General features: G+C 56.3%; 13 protein-coding genes. 6 read left to right on the forward strand and 7 right to left on the reverse strand.

Annotated features, from left to right (window positions below; genetic code table 11):
- Window positions 1–2: 2 nt before the first annotated feature.
- Window positions 3–1,622: a ShlB/FhaC/HecB family hemolysin secretion/activation protein gene (locus FDX22_RS16220; protein WP_146717514.1), complete on the reverse strand. Its 1,620-nt coding sequence runs from the start codon at window positions 1,620–1,622 to the stop codon at window positions 3–5.
- A gap of 343 nt (window positions 1,623–1,965) precedes the next feature.
- Here FDX22_RS16220 and FDX22_RS16225 point away from each other — a divergent pair, with 343 nt between their 5' ends.
- The gene (locus FDX22_RS16225) at window positions 1,966–2,742 is read left to right on the forward strand and encodes an MBL fold metallo-hydrolase (RefSeq protein WP_115259307.1); all 777 of its coding nucleotides are present in this window, start codon (window positions 1,966–1,968) and stop codon (window positions 2,740–2,742) included.
- Between the two features lie 18 nt (window positions 2,743–2,760).
- Window positions 2,761–3,714, forward strand: a complete 954-nt coding sequence (locus tag FDX22_RS16230) for a GlxA family transcriptional regulator (protein WP_115259309.1) — start codon at window positions 2,761–2,763, stop codon at window positions 3,712–3,714.
- 6 nt (window positions 3,715–3,720) lie between these two features.
- Here the strand turns inward: FDX22_RS16230 and FDX22_RS16235 are convergent, their stop codons facing one another.
- Entirely contained in the window at window positions 3,721–4,329 is a 609-nt protein-coding gene (locus FDX22_RS16235; protein WP_146717467.1) for a class I SAM-dependent methyltransferase, read from the reverse strand.
- Between the two features lie 174 nt (window positions 4,330–4,503).
- Here FDX22_RS16235 and FDX22_RS16240 point away from each other — a divergent pair, with 174 nt between their 5' ends.
- The 3 genes from FDX22_RS16240 (at window position 4,504) to FDX22_RS16250 (ending at window position 9,224) form a co-directional block, all read left to right on the forward strand.
- Window positions 4,504–5,574 (forward strand): LacI family DNA-binding transcriptional regulator, encoded by a 1,071-nt coding sequence (locus FDX22_RS16240; RefSeq protein WP_135912492.1) that lies wholly within the window; start codon window positions 4,504–4,506, stop codon window positions 5,572–5,574.
- Window positions 5,575–5,728: 154 nt separating this feature from the next.
- Window positions 5,729–8,806 carry a beta-galactosidase gene (locus tag FDX22_RS16245; RefSeq protein WP_146717468.1) on the forward strand — a complete coding sequence of 1,026 codons (3,078 nt, stop codon included), beginning with the start codon at window positions 5,729–5,731 and terminating at the stop codon, window positions 8,804–8,806.
- A 163-nt stretch (window positions 8,807–8,969) separates the two neighbouring features.
- Window positions 8,970–9,224: a YceK/YidQ family lipoprotein gene (locus FDX22_RS16250; protein WP_249354884.1), complete on the forward strand. Its 255-nt coding sequence runs from the start codon at window positions 8,970–8,972 to the stop codon at window positions 9,222–9,224.
- 46 nt (window positions 9,225–9,270) lie between these two features.
- On the opposite strand, the gene prpE is transcribed toward FDX22_RS16250, so the two are convergent.
- The 4 genes from prpE to prpB form a co-directional block, all read right to left on the reverse strand.
- Window positions 9,271–11,157 (reverse strand): propionate--CoA ligase, encoded by a 1,887-nt coding sequence (gene prpE / locus FDX22_RS16255; RefSeq protein WP_146717469.1) that lies wholly within the window; start codon window positions 11,155–11,157, stop codon window positions 9,271–9,273.
- Window positions 11,158–11,196: 39 nt separating this feature from the next.
- Window positions 11,197–12,648 (reverse strand): bifunctional 2-methylcitrate dehydratase/aconitate hydratase, encoded by a 1,452-nt coding sequence (locus FDX22_RS16260; RefSeq protein WP_115259319.1) that lies wholly within the window; start codon window positions 12,646–12,648, stop codon window positions 11,197–11,199.
- Window positions 12,649–12,687: 39 nt separating this feature from the next.
- Entirely contained in the window at window positions 12,688–13,857 is a 1,170-nt protein-coding gene (gene prpC / locus FDX22_RS16265; protein WP_115259321.1) for a 2-methylcitrate synthase, read from the reverse strand.
- Window positions 13,858–13,975: 118 nt separating this feature from the next.
- A complete protein-coding gene (prpB, locus tag FDX22_RS16270; protein ID WP_115259323.1) occupies window positions 13,976–14,860 on the reverse strand; it encodes a methylisocitrate lyase in 885 nt (294 codons plus the stop codon).
- 252 nt (window positions 14,861–15,112) lie between these two features.
- Between prpB and prpR the strand changes: the two genes are divergently transcribed.
- Window positions 15,113–16,708 (forward strand): propionate catabolism operon regulatory protein PrpR, encoded by a 1,596-nt coding sequence (gene prpR, locus FDX22_RS16275; protein WP_137362696.1) that lies wholly within the window; start codon window positions 15,113–15,115, stop codon window positions 16,706–16,708.
- 48 nt (window positions 16,709–16,756) lie between these two features.
- On the opposite strand, the gene yahO is transcribed toward prpR, so the two are convergent.
- On the reverse strand, window positions 16,757–17,032 hold the full coding sequence (gene yahO / locus FDX22_RS16280) for a DUF1471 family periplasmic protein YahO (protein WP_115259327.1): 276 nt from the start codon (window positions 17,030–17,032) through the stop codon (window positions 16,757–16,759).
- Window positions 17,033–17,272 lie beyond the last annotated feature (240 nt).

Consider the following 17,272-nt stretch of genomic DNA (forward strand, 5'->3'; position numbering starts at 1 on the left):
CCTTAAAATGCCACGGCCACGCGGTAATAAATATTGAGATGATCCGGTGCCAGCCAGTCCGGGTACTTCACCGGCGTTCCAACGGTAAACTGACTGGAGAAACAGCGCCCTGAACTGGTTAATCCCAGCGCAGCGCCCCACAACGTGCCGGAGGCTGAACTATCAAAGCCATCCTGTTTCAGCCAGCCGCCGTCGAATGCCGCCATCGCGCCAATCTGCCCAAATACCGGCAGCGTAAAGAGCGAATAATTCACTTCGTTGCGCCAGTAGCCGCCGTTGTCCCCGGAAATGTATTGTTCTTTAAAGCCACGTACTGACGTTTCACCGCCCAGCGTCAGGCGCTCGCTGCCATAAAGGCGGTCCGGTGACCACTGAAAATAGACGCTGCTCAGCCACCACAGATTCTCTGTCAATGGGCGTTGAAAGCTGCCGCTAGCGCTCCATTTGCGAAATTCGGCCTTCGGGACATCACCCTGTTTATTATTGTCATTCTCTGCGCCAAACCATGGCACACCCTGGGTAAACGTGGGGTTAAGCGTGGCAACGCCGGAGGCGATTTTTTGCGTATGGTTGATACCCAGCGAAATACTGGAAAGCTTGCGGCTACTGGTTTCCAGCAGGACATCATTCAATTTGTTACGGTTAATTCGATGCGTCAGGCCCAGCGCTGCCGCGGTTTTGATATCACCATTGCGAAACAGCCCCCAGGTGCCGGTCAGACGATGGGTTTCGCTGTCGCCAGTTGAACGCCAGGCATAGCCATTGTTATCAATGGTGCTGAGGTAATTACTCCAGCTGTAGTTGTAATCAAATAGCCCGTAGCCGTAAGGAATACTCACGCCCGCGGCAACGTTCTGCGCATCTTTACTGCTGGAAAAATCGCTGCTGCGCCCACCGCTGATAAACCATTTATCCGCCAGGCCGAACGGGTTATTGGCAAATAATGCCCCGCTCAGTTGCCCCGTTCCGGTACTCTTTTGCCCGCTGTTATCAAAACTGACTGAGCCAGTAAGCGGCGATTCAGGCGCAGCCGTCAGGTTTACTATCGAGAAGCCTTGTTGGCTGCCAGGTAAAATTTCTATTTCAACCGGCGTCTGGCGAACCCGGTTCAATTGCTCCATACCCTGTTCAATATCGCGCAGATTGAGAATCTTTCCTTCCAGCCCAGGAAAGGTCATTTTCAGCGTGCGTGACGGGACACCTTCGAGACGAATCTCCTGCAATTTTCCCTCAAGTACCGTAATGCGCAGCACACCGGAGGAGAGATCCTGCTCGGTTAAAAAAGCACGGCTGGTGATAAAACCGCGGCTGATGTACCAGTCAGAAATCGCGTTCGTCAGCGTCGTCAGGCGAGCGATGTCCAGACACTGATTTACCCACGATGCGGTTAGTTTTCTGGCGGCTTTGGGTGATAACTGGCTTGCGCCCTCAATATCGATACGAGAGGTCGTAAAACAGGCCCCAGAGGGCGTGGCAGGAAGCGTTGCCTTTTCCGATTCAGGGAGGACAACGCTACGGCCTAACTCTTCGCGCTGACGCTGGTTCTCATCAAGTAATTGCTGCTGCTGTTGCTGAACTGAACTGCGATCGGCAGGTGATAAAGGCGCAGCGTGCCCCGTCATGGTCAATGACAGAGCCCACCCTGACAGTAAAAAAGTAATCCCGACGTCCCTGATCTTCACCCGCAGCCCCACTTTCCATAACCCATCATGGCTGTTAAAAAATGAGCAAACTAGGTTAAAAGGCACAAAATGTAAATAAATGACACAGTGATATTCAGTTTGTAACCGTTTTCCTATTGCTTTTTAGGAAAAGTGCCAGGCTTAAATATCAAGTTTTCACCTGGAGGGCTTTATTTTCCCAGCGATTGGCCCAATCCCATCGCTAGTCGCCCATTTGCCCACATTCATCTTATGGACAACACTCCAGGATGACACCACTGACCCAACACGTGGAGCAAACACCATGAACATCACGCAAATCCGTAATGCCACACTGCACATCACCTTTGGCGGCAAGACCTTCCTCGTTGATCCAATGCTGGCCCCGAAAGGTGCGTATCCGGGTTTTGCCGGAACGGCGCGCGCAGAGATCCGCAATCCGACCGTGGAGCTGCCCGTTGACATCGACACCCTGCTTAACGTCGATGCGCTGATCGTCACCCATCTGCATGAAGATCACTGGGACGAGGTTGCCGCGCGCGTTGTGCCGAAAGACAAGCCGATCTACGTACAAAATGATCAGGATGCGCAGGTGCTGCGAGGACAGGGGTTCACCCAACTGAGCGTATTGACAGAAAATACCGCGCTGGGGGACATCACCCTGCGTAAAACCGGCGGCCAGCACGGGTCGGATCGCGCCTACGCCGTGCCGCAAATGGCAGAACGCCTGGGTGACGCCTGCGGAGTTATCTTCCAGCATACAGCAGAAAAAACGCTGTATCTGGTTGGCGATACTATCTGGCGCGATGAGGTAGAGGCCAATATGCAGACCTTCCAGCCTGATGTCGTGGTACTGAACGCCGGTTTTGCCCACGTCATCGGCTTTGGGCCGATCATTATGGGCGCGGAAGATGTGCTAAAAACCCACTTTGTGCTGCCTGAAGCGCAGATTGTGGCGACCCATATGGAAGCCATTAACCACTGCCTGCTGACGCGCGCGGCGCTGAAAGAATATGCGTTCGACAACCAGATTGCGCAATTCGTCAACGTGCCGGAAGATGGGGAAACCCTGACCTTTTAATGCCAACAGAGGAATCGTATGCGCCCGCTTACCGTCGCCATTGTCGCCGTGGAAGATTTCAGCCCGTTTCATTTTTCGGTGCCGTGCATAATTTTCAGTGACAAAATGGCGGCGAAAAAGCGCTTTGAGGTGCAGATATGCGCCGAAAATCCCGGCATCGTCTCTTCGCAGGATGGCTTCTCCGTCACCGCCTCTCACGGTTATGAGGCGGTGACGGCAGCCGATATTGTGGTGGTCCCCTACTGGGGCACTACCGGGCATCGCCCGCCGCAGGGTCTGCTCAATGCCCTCAATTGCGCGCGGCAAAACGGCGCACAGATTGTCGGGCTGTGTCTGGGCGCGTTTGTCCTCGGCTACGCGGGCCTGTTAGACGGAAAGCGGGCCGCGACGCACTGGGAATTTGAGCAAGATTTTCAGACGCGCTTCCCGGCGGCGCGTCTGGATATCAACGCCCTGTACGTTGATGACGACGGTATTATTACCTCGGCAGGTACCGCCGCCGCACTGGATTGCTGCTTGTACGTCATTCGCCAGCACTTTGGCAGCACGGTAGCGAACCAGATTGCCCGACGGATGATTGTGCCACCGCACCGCGAAGGGGGACAGGCGCAGTTTATTGAGCAGCCGGTGGCGAAAAATACCCAGGATCAGCGCATTAACACCCTGCTCGATTATTTACGCCAGCACCTCCATGAGCAGCATAACCTCGACACGCTGGCGCAGCGGGTGATGATGAGCCGTCGCACCCTAACCCGCCATTTTATGAAGGCCACCGGGTCAAGCGTGGCTGAATGGCTTATTACCGAGCGCCTGCGACGCAGCCAGGAGCTGCTGGAGTCCAGTTCGTTGCCCGTCGAACGTATTGCTGAACAGGTCGGTTTTCTCTCTCCGGTCACCTGGCGCCAGCATTTTAAAGCCCACTTCGGCGTCAGCCCGGCTGAATGGCGCAAGACCTTCCGCGGCGCAGCGTAAACAGGCTCAGCCTCTTTTTTGCGCCAGCCACACCGTATGCCCGGTGCACTGTGGGTCTTCCATGATCACGTCAATGACCTCAAAGCCGTGCGCGGACAACAATGCACGGTATTCGTCGGGCGCCAGGCTTGCATGAAACAGCGGCTCTCCTTCAAATTGCCCCATTGCGATGCCGTTTCCGGTACCGCTGGTGAACATCAGCGCGCTGCCGGGATGACTGAGCTGGTCAAAGATCGGAAACATCCTGTGTTGGTCCTGCTGGGGTAAATGGAAAAAGCTGTCCCACGCAATCAGGCCATCAAAGGTGCCATCAAGCGCGAGCTCACGCATATCCTGCTCCAGCCAGCACTGGTCGGGAAAAGATTGCCGGGCGCGCGCCAGCATCGCCGCGGAACCATCCACTCCAGTTAGGTGAAAGCCTTGCCGGATAAAATACCCGGCAATCGGCTGACCATTCCCACAGCCGATATCCACAATACTGCCCTTCCCGCCCATTACCGCGATGAACTTATCCAGCCACGGTTTCTCAAACAGCGTGCGTGAACGCTGGCTGGCAAAGGCATCAGCATGGCGTAGGTAGATAGACAGAATGTTCTGGGCCGCAGAGTCGCTCACGATTTCCTCACTGTTTTACTCGTTCTGCCATCATGTTAAGCATAAAGACGCCATGCCCGCTATCACGCGTCACTGGCCCTGGAATGCGCCTCGCAGAACCCAACCACAAATACGCCAAAACCCTACGTGCTGTGGCATGATAGCGCGTAGATAACGTAATGAAGGGTGAAGAATGTGAAACCGGTAACGCTATACGATGTGGCAGACCATGCAGGTGTCTCTTACCAGACCGTCTCGCGCGTCGTGAATCAGGCCAGCCACGTTTCCGCCAAAACCCGTCAGAAAGTTGAGGCCGCGATGGCGGAGCTCAATTACATCCCCAACCGCGTTGCCCAGCAGTTGGCCGGTAAACAAACGCCATTGATTGGTGTGGCGACGGCGAACCTTGCCCTGCACGCGCCCTCGCAAATCGTTGCGGCTATAAAATCCCGCGCCGACCAGTCCGGGGCCAGCGTGGTGATCGCCATGGTCGAGCGTAGCGGCGTAGACGCCTGCAAAGCAGCGGTGCATAACCTGCTCTCCCAGCGGGTGACCGGGCTTATCATCAACTATCCGCTGGATGAAGACGACGCAATTGCCGTCGCCGCCGCCTGCGGTACGGTACCGGTGCTGTTTCTGGACGTCTCTGACCAGTCGCCGGTTAACAGCGTGATTTTCTCTCATGATGACGGCGCACGCCTCGGCGTTGAGCACCTGGTCCAGCACGGGCATCAGCGTATCGCCCTGCTGGCCGGACCGCACAGCTCAGTCTCGGCGCGGTTACGGCATGCGGGCTGGCATAAGTATCTGGCGCACTATCAGCAGCAACCCGTCGCGGAACTGGAAGGCGACTGGAGCGCAATGTCCGGCTTTACACAAACCATGCAGATGCTGAACGACGGCGTCATCCCGACCGCCATGCTGGTTGCCAACGATCAAATGGCGCTGGGCGCGATGCGGGCCATCAGCGAGTCCGGCCTGCGGGTGGCGACCGATATCTCGGTGATTGGCTACGACGATACCGAAGACAGCTCCTGTTATATCCCGCCACTCACGACCATCAAGCAGGATTTTCCGACGCTCGGGCAAACCAGCGTCGATAAACTGCTGCAGCTTTCACAGGGGGGTGAGAGCCTCGGCAATCAACTCCTGCCGGTGACGCTGGTCGAGCGTAAAACGGTGCTGCCCCCGAACAGACAACAGGCAACGCCGCAGGCGCTGGCGGAGTCGCTGATGCAGCTGGCACGTCAGGTTTCTCGGCTGTAACGTCTCCACAGCGAGCGCTCACATCTGCTGTTACTGAGCTGAATTACTGTGAGTCAGCTCACTGATTACCCACCCCATCCTTTACAGGATAATCTCAATCCTCGTATGTTCAGTTAAATTGTGAGCGGATAACAAATTTACACAGGATACTGCCATGACCCTGAACACGGATTCACTCGCCGCCGTACTGGCACGTCGCGACTGGGAAAACCCCGGCGTCACTCAGCTTAATCGTCTTGAAGCGCACCCGCCGTTTTGCAGCTGGCGTTCTGCGCAGGACGCCCGTAACAACCACCATTCGGCACAGTTACAGTCGCTGAACGGTGAGTGGAAGTTTGCCTGGTTTGCCTCACCTGAAGCGGTGCCGGAAAGCTGGCTTGCGGGCGATTTGCCGCAGGCCGATAGCGTAACCGTACCGTCTAACTGGCAAATGGACGGTTACGACGCGCCGATCTACTCCAACATTACCTACCCGTTCCCGGTCAATCCGCCGCACGTTCCAACGGAGAATCCGACAGGATGTTACTCGCTCACATTCAAAGTGGATGCCGCGTGGCGACAGACGGGACAGACGCGCATTATTTTTGACGGCGTGAACTCAGCGTTTCATCTGTGGTGCAATGGCCGCTGGGTCGGCTACGGGCAGGACAGCCGCCTGCCGTCCGAGTTTGATCTCAGTGATTTCCTGAGCGACGGCGAAAACCGTCTGGCGGTGATGGTGCTGCGCTGGAGCGACGGCAGCTATCTGGAAGATCAGGACATGTGGCGCATGAGCGGTATCTTCCGCGACGTCTCGCTGCTGCATAAGCCGGACACGCAGATCCGCGACCTGCGTATCCACACCCGTTTTAACGATGATTTCAGCCGCGCGGTGCTGGAAGCCGACGTCAGAATGGCGGGCGAGCTGCGCGATGATTTACGCGTGACGCTGCAACTGTGGCAAGGCGATACGCTGACCGGTGAAGCCACTTCGCCTTTTGGTAGTGAGATTATTGATGAGCGCGGCGCGTATGCCGATCGCACCACTCTGCGCCTGAACGTTGAACGTCCGGCGCTGTGGAGCGCTGAAACCCCGAATCTGTACCGCGCGGTAGTGCTGCTACATACCGCCGACGGCACGTTGATTGAAGCCGAAGCCTGCGACGTTGGCTTCCGCCAGGTCAGCATTGAAAACGGTCTGCTGTTGCTCAATGGGCAGCCGCTGCTGATCCGCGGCGCCAACCGTCATGAACATCACCCACAAAACGGTCAGGTGATGGATGAAGAAACGATGGTGCAGGACATCGTCCTGATGAAGCAAAACAACTTTAACGCCGTGCGCTGCTCGCATTATCCAAACCATCCGTTGTGGTACACCCTGTGCGACCGCTACGGCCTGTACGTGGTGGATGAAGCCAATATCGAAACCCACGGCATGGTGCCGATGAACCGCCTGAGCGATGACCCCACCTGGCTACCGGCGATGAGCCAGCGCGTGACGCGCATGGTGCAGCGCGACCGCAACCATCCGAGCATTATTATCTGGTCACTGGGCAACGAATCCGGGCACGGCGCAAATCACGACGCTCTCTACCGCTGGCTGAAATCCGAAGACCCGTCCCGCCCGGTGCAGTATGAAGGCGGCGGGGCGGATACCGCTGCGACCGACATTATTTGCCCAATGTATGCCCGCGTTGACCAGGACCAACCCTTCCCGGCGGTACCGAAATGGTCTATCAAAAAATGGCTGTCGATGCCCGGCGAGCAGCGCCCGCTGATCCTCTGCGAATACGCCCACGCGATGGGGAACAGTCTCGGGGGTTACGCCAAATACTGGCAGGCATTCCGTCAGTATCCGCGTCTGCAGGGTGGGTTTGTCTGGGATTGGGTTGATCAGTCGCTGACAAAATATGACGACAACGGCAACCCGTGGTCAGCCTACGGCGGCGATTTTGGCGACACGCCGAATGACCGTCAGTTCTGCATGGACGGGCTGGTATTTGCCGATCGCACGCCGCATCCGTCGCTGTATGAAGCCAAACACGCGCAGCAGTTTTTCCAGTTTACGCTGTTGCCGGGCGACGAACGCCAGATTGAAGTGCGTAGCGAATACCTGTTCCGCCACAGCGATAACGAAATCCTGCACTGGTCTGTCGCCCAGGACGGCAATCTGCTGGCCACCGGCGAGGTCACGCTGGATATCGCCCCGCAGGGTTGTCAGCGGGTTAACCTGCCGGATCTCCCCATGCCGGACACCGCCGGTCAGCTGTGGCTGACCGTGCGCGTGGAACAACCTCAGGCCATCGCGTGGTCAGACGCCGGGCATATCAGCGCCTGGCAGCAATGGAAGCTGGAAGAGAAACTCAGCCTGACGCTCCCCCCACGCGCCAGCGCCATGCCACAGCTCACCGTCAGTGACGATACATTCGCGGTGACCGTCAGCGATAAACGTTGGGAATTCTGCCGTCAATCAGGATTGCTGACGCAATACTGGCTGGGCGGCGACGCGCAACTGTTAAGCCCGCTCATTGACCAGTTCACCCGCGCGCCGCTGGATAACGACATTGGCGTCAGCGAAGTGACGCGCATCGACCCTAACGCCTGGGTCGAACGCTGGAAAGCCGCCGGCCACTATCGCGCAGAGCCTCAGCGGGTGTTGTGCGAAGCCGAATCCCTGTCGGAAAGCGTGCTGATTACCACCGCGCACGCCTGGCAGTATCAGGGCGAAACGCTGTTTATCAGCCGCAAGTCCTACCGTATCGACGGCCATGGCAAGATGCACATCACGGTGGATGTCGATGTCGCCAACGGAACGCCGCACCCGGCACGTATCGGCCTCAGCTGCCAACTGGCGCAGGTTGCCGAACGCGTAAACTGGTTAGGTCTCGGCCCGCATGAGAACTACCCGGATCGCCTGAGCGCGGCCTGTTTTGACCGTTGGGATCTGTCGCTGGATGAGATGTACACCCCTTACGTCTTCCCGAGCGAAAACGGCCTGCGCTGCGGTACGCGCGAGCTGCGCTACGGGGCACATCAGTGGTGTGGTGACTTCCAGTTCAACATCAGCCGCTACAGCCAAAAACAGTTAATGGAAACCAGCCATCGCCATCTGCTGTCGCCGGAGGCGGGAACCTGGCTCAATATTGACGGCTTCCATATGGGCGTCGGCGGGGATGATTCGTGGAGCCCTTCCGTTTCCCCGGAGTTTCTGCTGAGCGCAGGGCGTTATCACTACCAGGTTATCTGGGGCTAAACATATTGCCGGATGGCGCGACACGTATCCGGCCTACAGAGCATATATTTCCAGCCTTTGGACGGGTACTACTGGTTTAAGTTATGCGGGAAAAAACCGCTTTTATACTGCTATGGTAAAACAGGATGGTAAGCCAGGTCGTAATATGAGCAGAAAGACAAAGATGGTAATGGCGCTATTTATCAGCGTATTACTTTCAGGATGTGGCAGCATTAATGCACGCTCGGAAGATGGGGATTCTAATACCTATTACGTCGGTACTCAGAGCGACATTGCGAAAATAAAAAATCCGGGCGGTTATGATTTTAACTATTTCGATTTAGCGCTGTTATTTGTCGATGTGCCGTTATCTTTTGTTGCCGATACGCTATATACGCCGTTTGATTATTATCACGGACCGTATAAGAAAACGCATTAAATCGTAGGCCCGGTAAGCATCGCGCTACCGGGCCGTTTAACGGGGATTATTCTTCGATTGCCTGGCGAATTTGCTGCAACGACGCGGGATCGTCGATGGTGGTCAGATCGCCGGGATCGCGGCCTTCACAGATCGCCTGGATCGTACGCCTTAGCATCTTGCCCGATCGCGTCTTCGGCAATTGTGACACAAACCAGACATGTGCCGGACGGCCAAAGTTACCAATCTGGCTGTCCACCAGCGCCATAATCGCCTTCTCTTCTGAATGCGCAATGTCGCGGTCTTCCAGACTGTCACTCTGTTTCGGGATAACAAACGCCACCGCCACCTGCCCTTTCAGCGCATCTTTCACGCCGACCACCGCCACTTCCGCGACGTTCGGATAGCTGGAAATACTCTCCTCTATCTCACGGGTGCCCAGCCGGTGTCCGGCCACGTTTATCACATCATCGGTACGGCCTAAGATGAAGTAATAGCCGTCTACGTCGCGGATCCCCCAGTCGAAGGTGGCGTAAACCTGGCGGGAGAACAGCGACCAGTAGGTGTTCACAAACCGTTCGTCATCGCCCCAGATGGTCTGAATACAGCCCGGTGGCAGCGGCCCTTCAATCACCAGCATACCCTTTTCGTTCGCTTCGCAGGGTTCACCGGTCACTTCGTTGAGCAACTGCACGTTGTAGCCATACATCGGCACACCGGGGCTGCCCAGACGCGACGGCCTGTCGTCCACGCCACGGGCAATTGCCATAATCGGCCAACCGGATTCAGTCTGCCAGTAGTTGTCGATCACCGGCACGCCCAGTGTTTGGGTTACCCAACTCGCAGTGGGTTCATCCAGCGGCTCGCCCGCCAGATACAGCACCTCCAGCGAGGAGAGATCGTGATTGCGGATCTGCGCGGTCGGGAACTTCTTCAGAACGCGAATGGCGGTCGGCGCAGAGAACATTCTGCTGACCTGATATTTTTCGACAATCTTCCACCACACACCGCAGTCCGGGTACGTCGGCAGCCCTTCGTACACCACCGTCGCCATCCCCGCCAGCAGCGGGGCATAAACGATGTAGGAGTGTCCGACCACCCAGCCGATATCCGAGGCACAGAAGAACACGCCGCCCGCTTTGCCGCCAAAAATGGTCTCCATCGACGTCGCCAGCGCCACCGCATAGCCGCCAACGTCACGTTGCACGCCCTTCGGCTTGCCGGTCGTGCCGGAAGTGTAAAGTATGCAGGAGGTTTCGTTCGACTCCAGCCACACCACCGGCACGCGCGCCCCGAGATGCTGCTGGCGCAGCGCGGCAAAATCGAGATCGCGCCCCTCGACCCGCGCCATTTTCGCCAACCCACGATCGACCAGTACCACGTGGTGCGGCTGATGCTGCGCCTGGTCAATAGCCTCATCGAGCAGCTTCTTATACGGCAGGATCTTGCCCCCGCGCGCCCCGGCATCCGCCGAGACGATGACCTTCGGTCGGGCATCGTCGATTCGCGCCGCCACGCTGTGCGAGGCGAAGCCACCGAACACCACCGAGTGGATCGCGCCAATGCGTGCACAGGCCAGCAGCGTAATGTGTGCCTCGGCGATCATCGGCATGTACACCAATACCCGATCGCCACGCTGCACGCCCAGCGACAGCAGCATAGCGGCCGTCACGTTGACTTCGTCATACAGCTGACGAAAGGTAAACGTGCGCTCTTCTTCGGTTTCCGAGGAAACAGCAATCAGCGCCAGCGCATCGGGCTGCTTCTCCAGCCAACGGTCAATGGCGTTATGGCACAGATTGGTCGTCCCACCGCAAAACCAGCGCGCAAACGGCGGATGGCTATGGTCCAGCACCTGAGTGAACGGCTGCTGCCAGTCAATACGCTGGGCCTGCTCGGCCCAGAATGACTCAGGTTGAGTGATAGATCGTTGATAAAACTCGCTAAAAGACATAATGCTCTCCTGTTGAACTTACGCCTAATGAGTCAGGTTTTAGATAATGAACAAATCCATGTACTCATTAACCGGCATCTGTTCCAGGCGAGTTCTGTCCAGGGAAACATCCAGAATGCGCTGTTGTTGGCGGGTCGGGAACTGGCGCGCCAGGTTGATTTTGAATTTCTCAACCAGCTTCGGCATGCCGTCAGTCCGACGACGCGCGTGGCCGATCGGGTATTCCACCACCTCTTCGTCAAAACGGGAGCCGTCGGTAAACTCCAGGGTGATAGCGTTGGCGATGGCGCGTTTTTCCGGGTTGTGATAATCGGCGGTAAAGGCCGGATCTTCGAAGCAGTTAATTTTCTCACGCAGCGCGTCGATGCGTTTATCCTGCGCCACACCGTCTTCATAATCAGCCGCCGTCAGGCGTCCGAACAGCAGCGGGACCGCCACCATGTACTGGATGCAGTGGTCGCGATCCGCCGGGTTATCCAGCGGGCCTTTTTTGTCGATGATGCGAATGCAGGCTTCGTGTGTACGAATCGTCACTTTTTCGATATCGGCAGCCGTCTTACCGGCAGCCAGCAGTTTTTCATGCAGCGTCATGGCGGCTTCTACTGCGGTCTGGGAGTGGAACTCAGCCGGGAAGGAGATTTTAAACAGCACGTTTTCCATCACGTAAGAGCCGTACGGACGCTGGAAGCGGAACGCTTCTCCTTTGAAGGAGACATCATAGAAGCCCCAGGTTTTCGCCGTCAGCGCAGACGGATACCCCATCTCGCCGGTTTTGGCCATCAGCGCCAGACGTACCGCCCGGGATGTGGCATCCCCCGCCGCCCAGGATTTACGCGTACCGGTATTCGGCGCATGACGATAGGTTCGCAGCGACTGTCCGTCGACCCACGCCAGCGAAACCGCGTTGAGGATCTCATCGCGGGTCAGTCCCAGCATCTCGGCGACTACGGCGGTCGAGGCCACTTTCACCAGCAGAACGTGGTCCAGGCCGACGCGGTTAAAGGAGTTTTCCAGCGCGATACAGCCCTGAATTTCATGGGCCTTGATCATACCGGTCAGCACGGTTTTCATAGTCAGCGGCGCTTTACCCGCTGCTACCGCATTGCGCGACAGCCAGTCAGCGGTGGCCAGAATCCCGCCAAGGTTATCGGAAGGATGGCCCCATTCCGCGGCAAGCCAGGTGTCGTTGAAGTCCAGCCAGCGGATCATCGCGCCAATGTTAAACGCTGCCTGCACCGGATCGAGCTGAAACTGGGTGCCCGGCACGCGAACACCGTTCGGCACCACCGTCCCCGGGACAATCGGCCCCAGCAGTTTTTTACAGGCCGGATATTCCAGCGCTTCCAGCCCGCAGCCGAGGGTGTCGAGCAGACAATAATGCGCGGTGTCATACGCCACCGTCGAGGTGATGGCGTAATTCATCACGTAATCAACGATATCAACGATTTCACGGTCAAATTCAGGGCGAACATTCGAAATATGAGCGGACATAGGGTACGTTTCCTGTTTTTTATCTTTAGAGGTTTTGCATTAGCAACGCTTTTCAATAGCGACAAATACGCGATCTTCCGGGCCGGTGTAGTTGGCGGAAGGCCGGATGATTTTATTATCCTGGCGCTGTTCAATGATGTGCGCCGCCCAGCCGGTGACGCGGGCGATGACAAACAGCGGGGTGAACATTTCGGTCGGGACGCCCATCATGTTGTAGGAAACCGCCGAGAACCAGTCGAGGTTCGGGAACATCTTTTTGGTATCCCACATTACCTCTTCCAGACGGTCGGCGATGTTGTACATTTTCAGCGAGCCGCCTTCCTGGGAAAGCTGCTTCGCCACGCGCTTGATCACCTGATGCCGCGGGTCAGCAAGGGTGTAGACCGGGTGACCAAAGCCAATCACCACCTCTTTGTTTTCTACACGTTTACGGATATCAGCTTCGGCTTCATCCGGGGTTTCGTAGCGCTGCTGAATTTCCAGCGACACTTCGTTCGCCCCGCCGTGTTTCGGACCGCGTAGCGCGCCAATGGCGCCGATAATCGCGGAATACATATCCGATCCGGTTCCCGCAATCACCCGTCCGGTGAAGGTCGAGGCATTGAATTCGTGTTCGGCATACAGCACCAGCGAGATGTGCATCGCTTTTTCCCAACTGGCCGACGGTTTTTCGCCGTGCAGCAGGTGCAGGAAATGACCGCCAATGGAATCGTCATCGGTTTCCGGTTGGATACGCTCACCGTTGTGGCTGTAGTGATACCAGTACAGCAGGATCGAGCTGAGCGAGGCCAACAGCTTATCGGCAATGTCGCGCGCACCGGAGACGGTATGCCCCTCTTTTTCCGGCAGCGTGCAGCCCAACGCAGAAACGCCGGTACGCATCACGTCCATCGGATGCGAAGCGGCAGGCAACGCTTCCAGAACGGTACGCACGTTTGCCGGGAGGCCACGCAGCGCTTTTAATTTAACCTTGTAGGCGTTGAGTTCATCGCGGGTGGGTAATTTTCCGTGGATCAGCAGGTGCGCCACTTCTTCAAATTCGCACTGTTGCGCGAGGTCGAGAATATCGTAGCCACGATAGTGTAAATCGTTACCGCTTTTACCAACGGTGCACAGGGCGGTATTGCCGGCGGTCACGCCGGACAGCGCGACCGATTTTTTCGGCTTAATAACATTCGTACTATTTTGCAGGATCGTTGTGTCGCTCATGTTGTCCTCGTTATTTTTATATATAGGGTATTGAGGGTATGCATCGCGTCGTACGTTGTAGGCCGGATAAACGTAGTGCCATCCGGCATTGCCTGATGGCGGCTGCGCCTTATCAGGCCTACGGCTTCGTGGCGTACAACGCGTCGAGTTTCTCTTCGAACTGGTAGTAGTTGATGCTTTCGTACAGCTCGTTGCGCGTCTGCATGATGTCGATAACGTTCTTCTGCGTGCCTTCCTGGCGCAGCACGTTGTACACCTGCTCGGCGGCGCGGTTCATGGCGCGAAATGCCGACAGCGGATACAGCGCCATTGCCACGTTCGCACTGCGCAACTCATCGGTAGTGAACAGCGGCGTTGCGCCAAATTCAGTAATGTTGGCAAGGATCGGTACCTGCACGGCATCGGCAAATTGGCGGTACATTGCCAGCTCCGTAATGGCTTCCGGGAACAGCATGTCAGCGCCCGCTTCGACATACGCCTGCGCACGATCGATAGCGGCGTCTAACCCTTCCACCGCCAGCGCATCGGTACGCGCCATGACAACAAAGTTCGGATCGGTACGCGCATCCACCGCCGCACGGATCCTGTCGACCATCTCTTCTTTCGATACGATCGCCTTGTTCGGACGATGCCCACAGCGCTTGGCGCCGATCTGATCTTCAATGTGCAGCGCAGCGGCCCCGGCTTTGATCATCGATTTCACAGTGCGTGCCACGTTAAACGCGGATGATCCGAACCCAATATCGGCATCCACCAGCAGCGGCAGCGGGCAGACATCGGTGATACGGCGGATATCGGTCAGTACATCATCGAGGGTAGAGATACCGAGATCCGGTAACCCTAACGACCCGGCAGCCACGCCGCCGCCAGAGAGATAAATCGCCTGATACCCAGCGCGCTGGGCCAGCAGAGCGTGGTTCGCATTAATGGTGCCAACAATTTGTAATGGATTTTCTTTAGTGAGCGCGGCGCGAAACGCCAGCCCCGGAGAGTGCAGAGACATATCCCATCCTCTTGTTATCAAGTTGTTATCGTTCGTTGATTAACCTAAAGCAAGGGGTATGCCAACGCCTTTATTGAGTACGTTATTTTTACTTACTTCTTTTAAAACAATTGATTACAATTTAACTCTGCATTTTTGTCGCACAAAAGCGTGTCAGCACGCGTTTCATGAAACCGGCCTGAACGTTTCATTGCAACATTTATGAAACACAACTAAACCCAATATTCGGTTCTTTAATTTTGGGGGTTAGCGATGGCTGAGACACATCTTCCACCACGCATGAATGACGACAAACCGGTTATCTGGACGGTCTCCGTCACGCGCCTGTTCGACCTGTTTCGCGACATCAGCCTGGAGTTTGATCACCTCGCAACCATTACCCCAATTCAGTTAGGTTTTGAAAAAGCGGTGGCCTATATCCGCAAGAAGCTCGCCAGCGAACGTTGCGATGCCATCATCGCCGCGGGTTCCAACGGCGCGTATCTGAAAAGCCGCCTGTCGATTCCGGTGATCCTGATAAAACCCAGCGGATTCGACGTGCTACAGGCGCTGGCGAAAGCCGGTAAGCTAACCTCGTCGATTGGCGTCGTCACCTATCAGGAAACACTGCCCGCATTAACCGCCTTTCAAAAGACGTTCAATTTGCGCCTGGAGCAGCGCAGCTATATCACCGAAGAGGATGCGCGCGGGCAGATCAACGAGCTGAAAGCCGGCGGAACGCAAGCGGTGGTTGGCGCGGGCTTGATTACCGATCTGGCGGAAGAAGCGGGGATGACCGGGATCTTTATCTATTCGGCGGCCACCGTACGTCAGGCCTTTAGCGATGCGCTGGATATGACCCGCCTGACGCTCCGACGCAACGGGCAATACGCCAGCGGCGATACGCTACGCACCCGCTATACGCTGGGTGATATGCGCGGTCATTCGCCGCAGATGGAGCAGGTTCGCCACACCATCATGCTGTACGCCCGCTCGCGCGCACCGGTGCTGATTCAGGGTGAAACCGGGACGGGGAAAGAGCTGGCGGCGCAGGCGATTCATCGGGAATATTTCACCCGTCAGGACTCTCGACGTGGCAAGCCCTCAGCGCCATTTGTCGCCGTTAACTGCGGGGCTATTACCGAATCATTGTTGGAAGCGGAGCTGTTTGGCTATGAAGATGGCGCGTTTACCGGCTCTCGTCGGGGCGGTCGCGCGGGCCTGTTTGAAATTGCCCACGGCGGGACGCTGTTTCTCGACGAGATCGGTGAAATGCCGCTGCCGTTACAGACCCGACTGCTGCGCGTGCTGGAAGAAAAAGAGGTCACTCGGGTGGGCGGGCATCAGCCGATCCCGGTCGATGTGCGGGTGATCAGCGCCACCCACTGTCATCTCGAGCAGGAGATGAAACAGGGCCAGTTTCGAACCGATCTGTTTTATCGCCTGAGCATTCTGCGCCTCACACTGCCGCCACTGCGCGAGCGCCTGCCCGATATCCTGCCGCTGGCAGAAGGGTTTTTAAAACAGTCACTGGCGGAACTCGACGCGCCGTTTTCTGATACGGTGCGTAAGGGACTCGGGCTGAGCCAGCAGACGCTGCTCAATTATGGCTGGCCGGGAAATATTCGCGAGCTGCGTAATATGATGGAGCGTCTGGCGCTGTTTTTGAGCGTGGAACCGCAACCTGAACTGAACATCCATTTTTTGCAGCAGTTGTTACCGGAGTTAGCCGTTACCTCCGAAGCTCCTCAGGTGGCGTCATCACTGACACCGCAGCAGGTGCTGGCGCAATGTAATGGCGATAAAACCGCAGCCGCGCGGTATTTAGGTATCAGTAGAACCACATTCTGGCGGCGATTAAAACAATAACCCGCCGGTACGATGACCAGCGGGTTGTTTGTCTTTCAGTTCAGCGCGTTATTTTTTCTTGTAAATATTAGCCGTGCCATGGATTTTATTGTCCGTTTGACCGGAGGTTAATACCAGGACGTCTGCGCCTTTCTCATCGGCTTTCTTAATCAGGTCTGCTTTAGCATCTGCGGCAGACATTTCATTGCTGGTAGAAATCGTGCCAATCTTGGTGTACTGAGACTCAACCTTATCAAAATCGACCTTCATCATCAGTTCCGCGGCATAGGCGTTGGAAACGACAAAAGCTAACGCACCAATTAATACCTTATATCCAGTTTTCATATAAAAGCTCCAATTTTTATGTTTTTACGCCATCATCGACCCCTGAACATCGATAGTGCGAGTCAAGGATGATTAATAAGTAGTTCAGCTTGTTCAAAAAATCCAGAGCTAACGGAAATATAAAGAGATTTTGCGAAACGGAGATAACCGACGATCCTACGCCGTTGCGTTCCCCGCCGCACCTGGCCGCGAATAATCGCCTGACATACCCGCTTGCAACAGCGCTATTGTTTCATAATA

Source organism: Citrobacter sp. TBCS-14, from assembly GCF_005280805.1.
Lineage (GTDB): Bacteria > Pseudomonadota > Gammaproteobacteria > Enterobacterales > Enterobacteriaceae > Citrobacter > Citrobacter gillenii.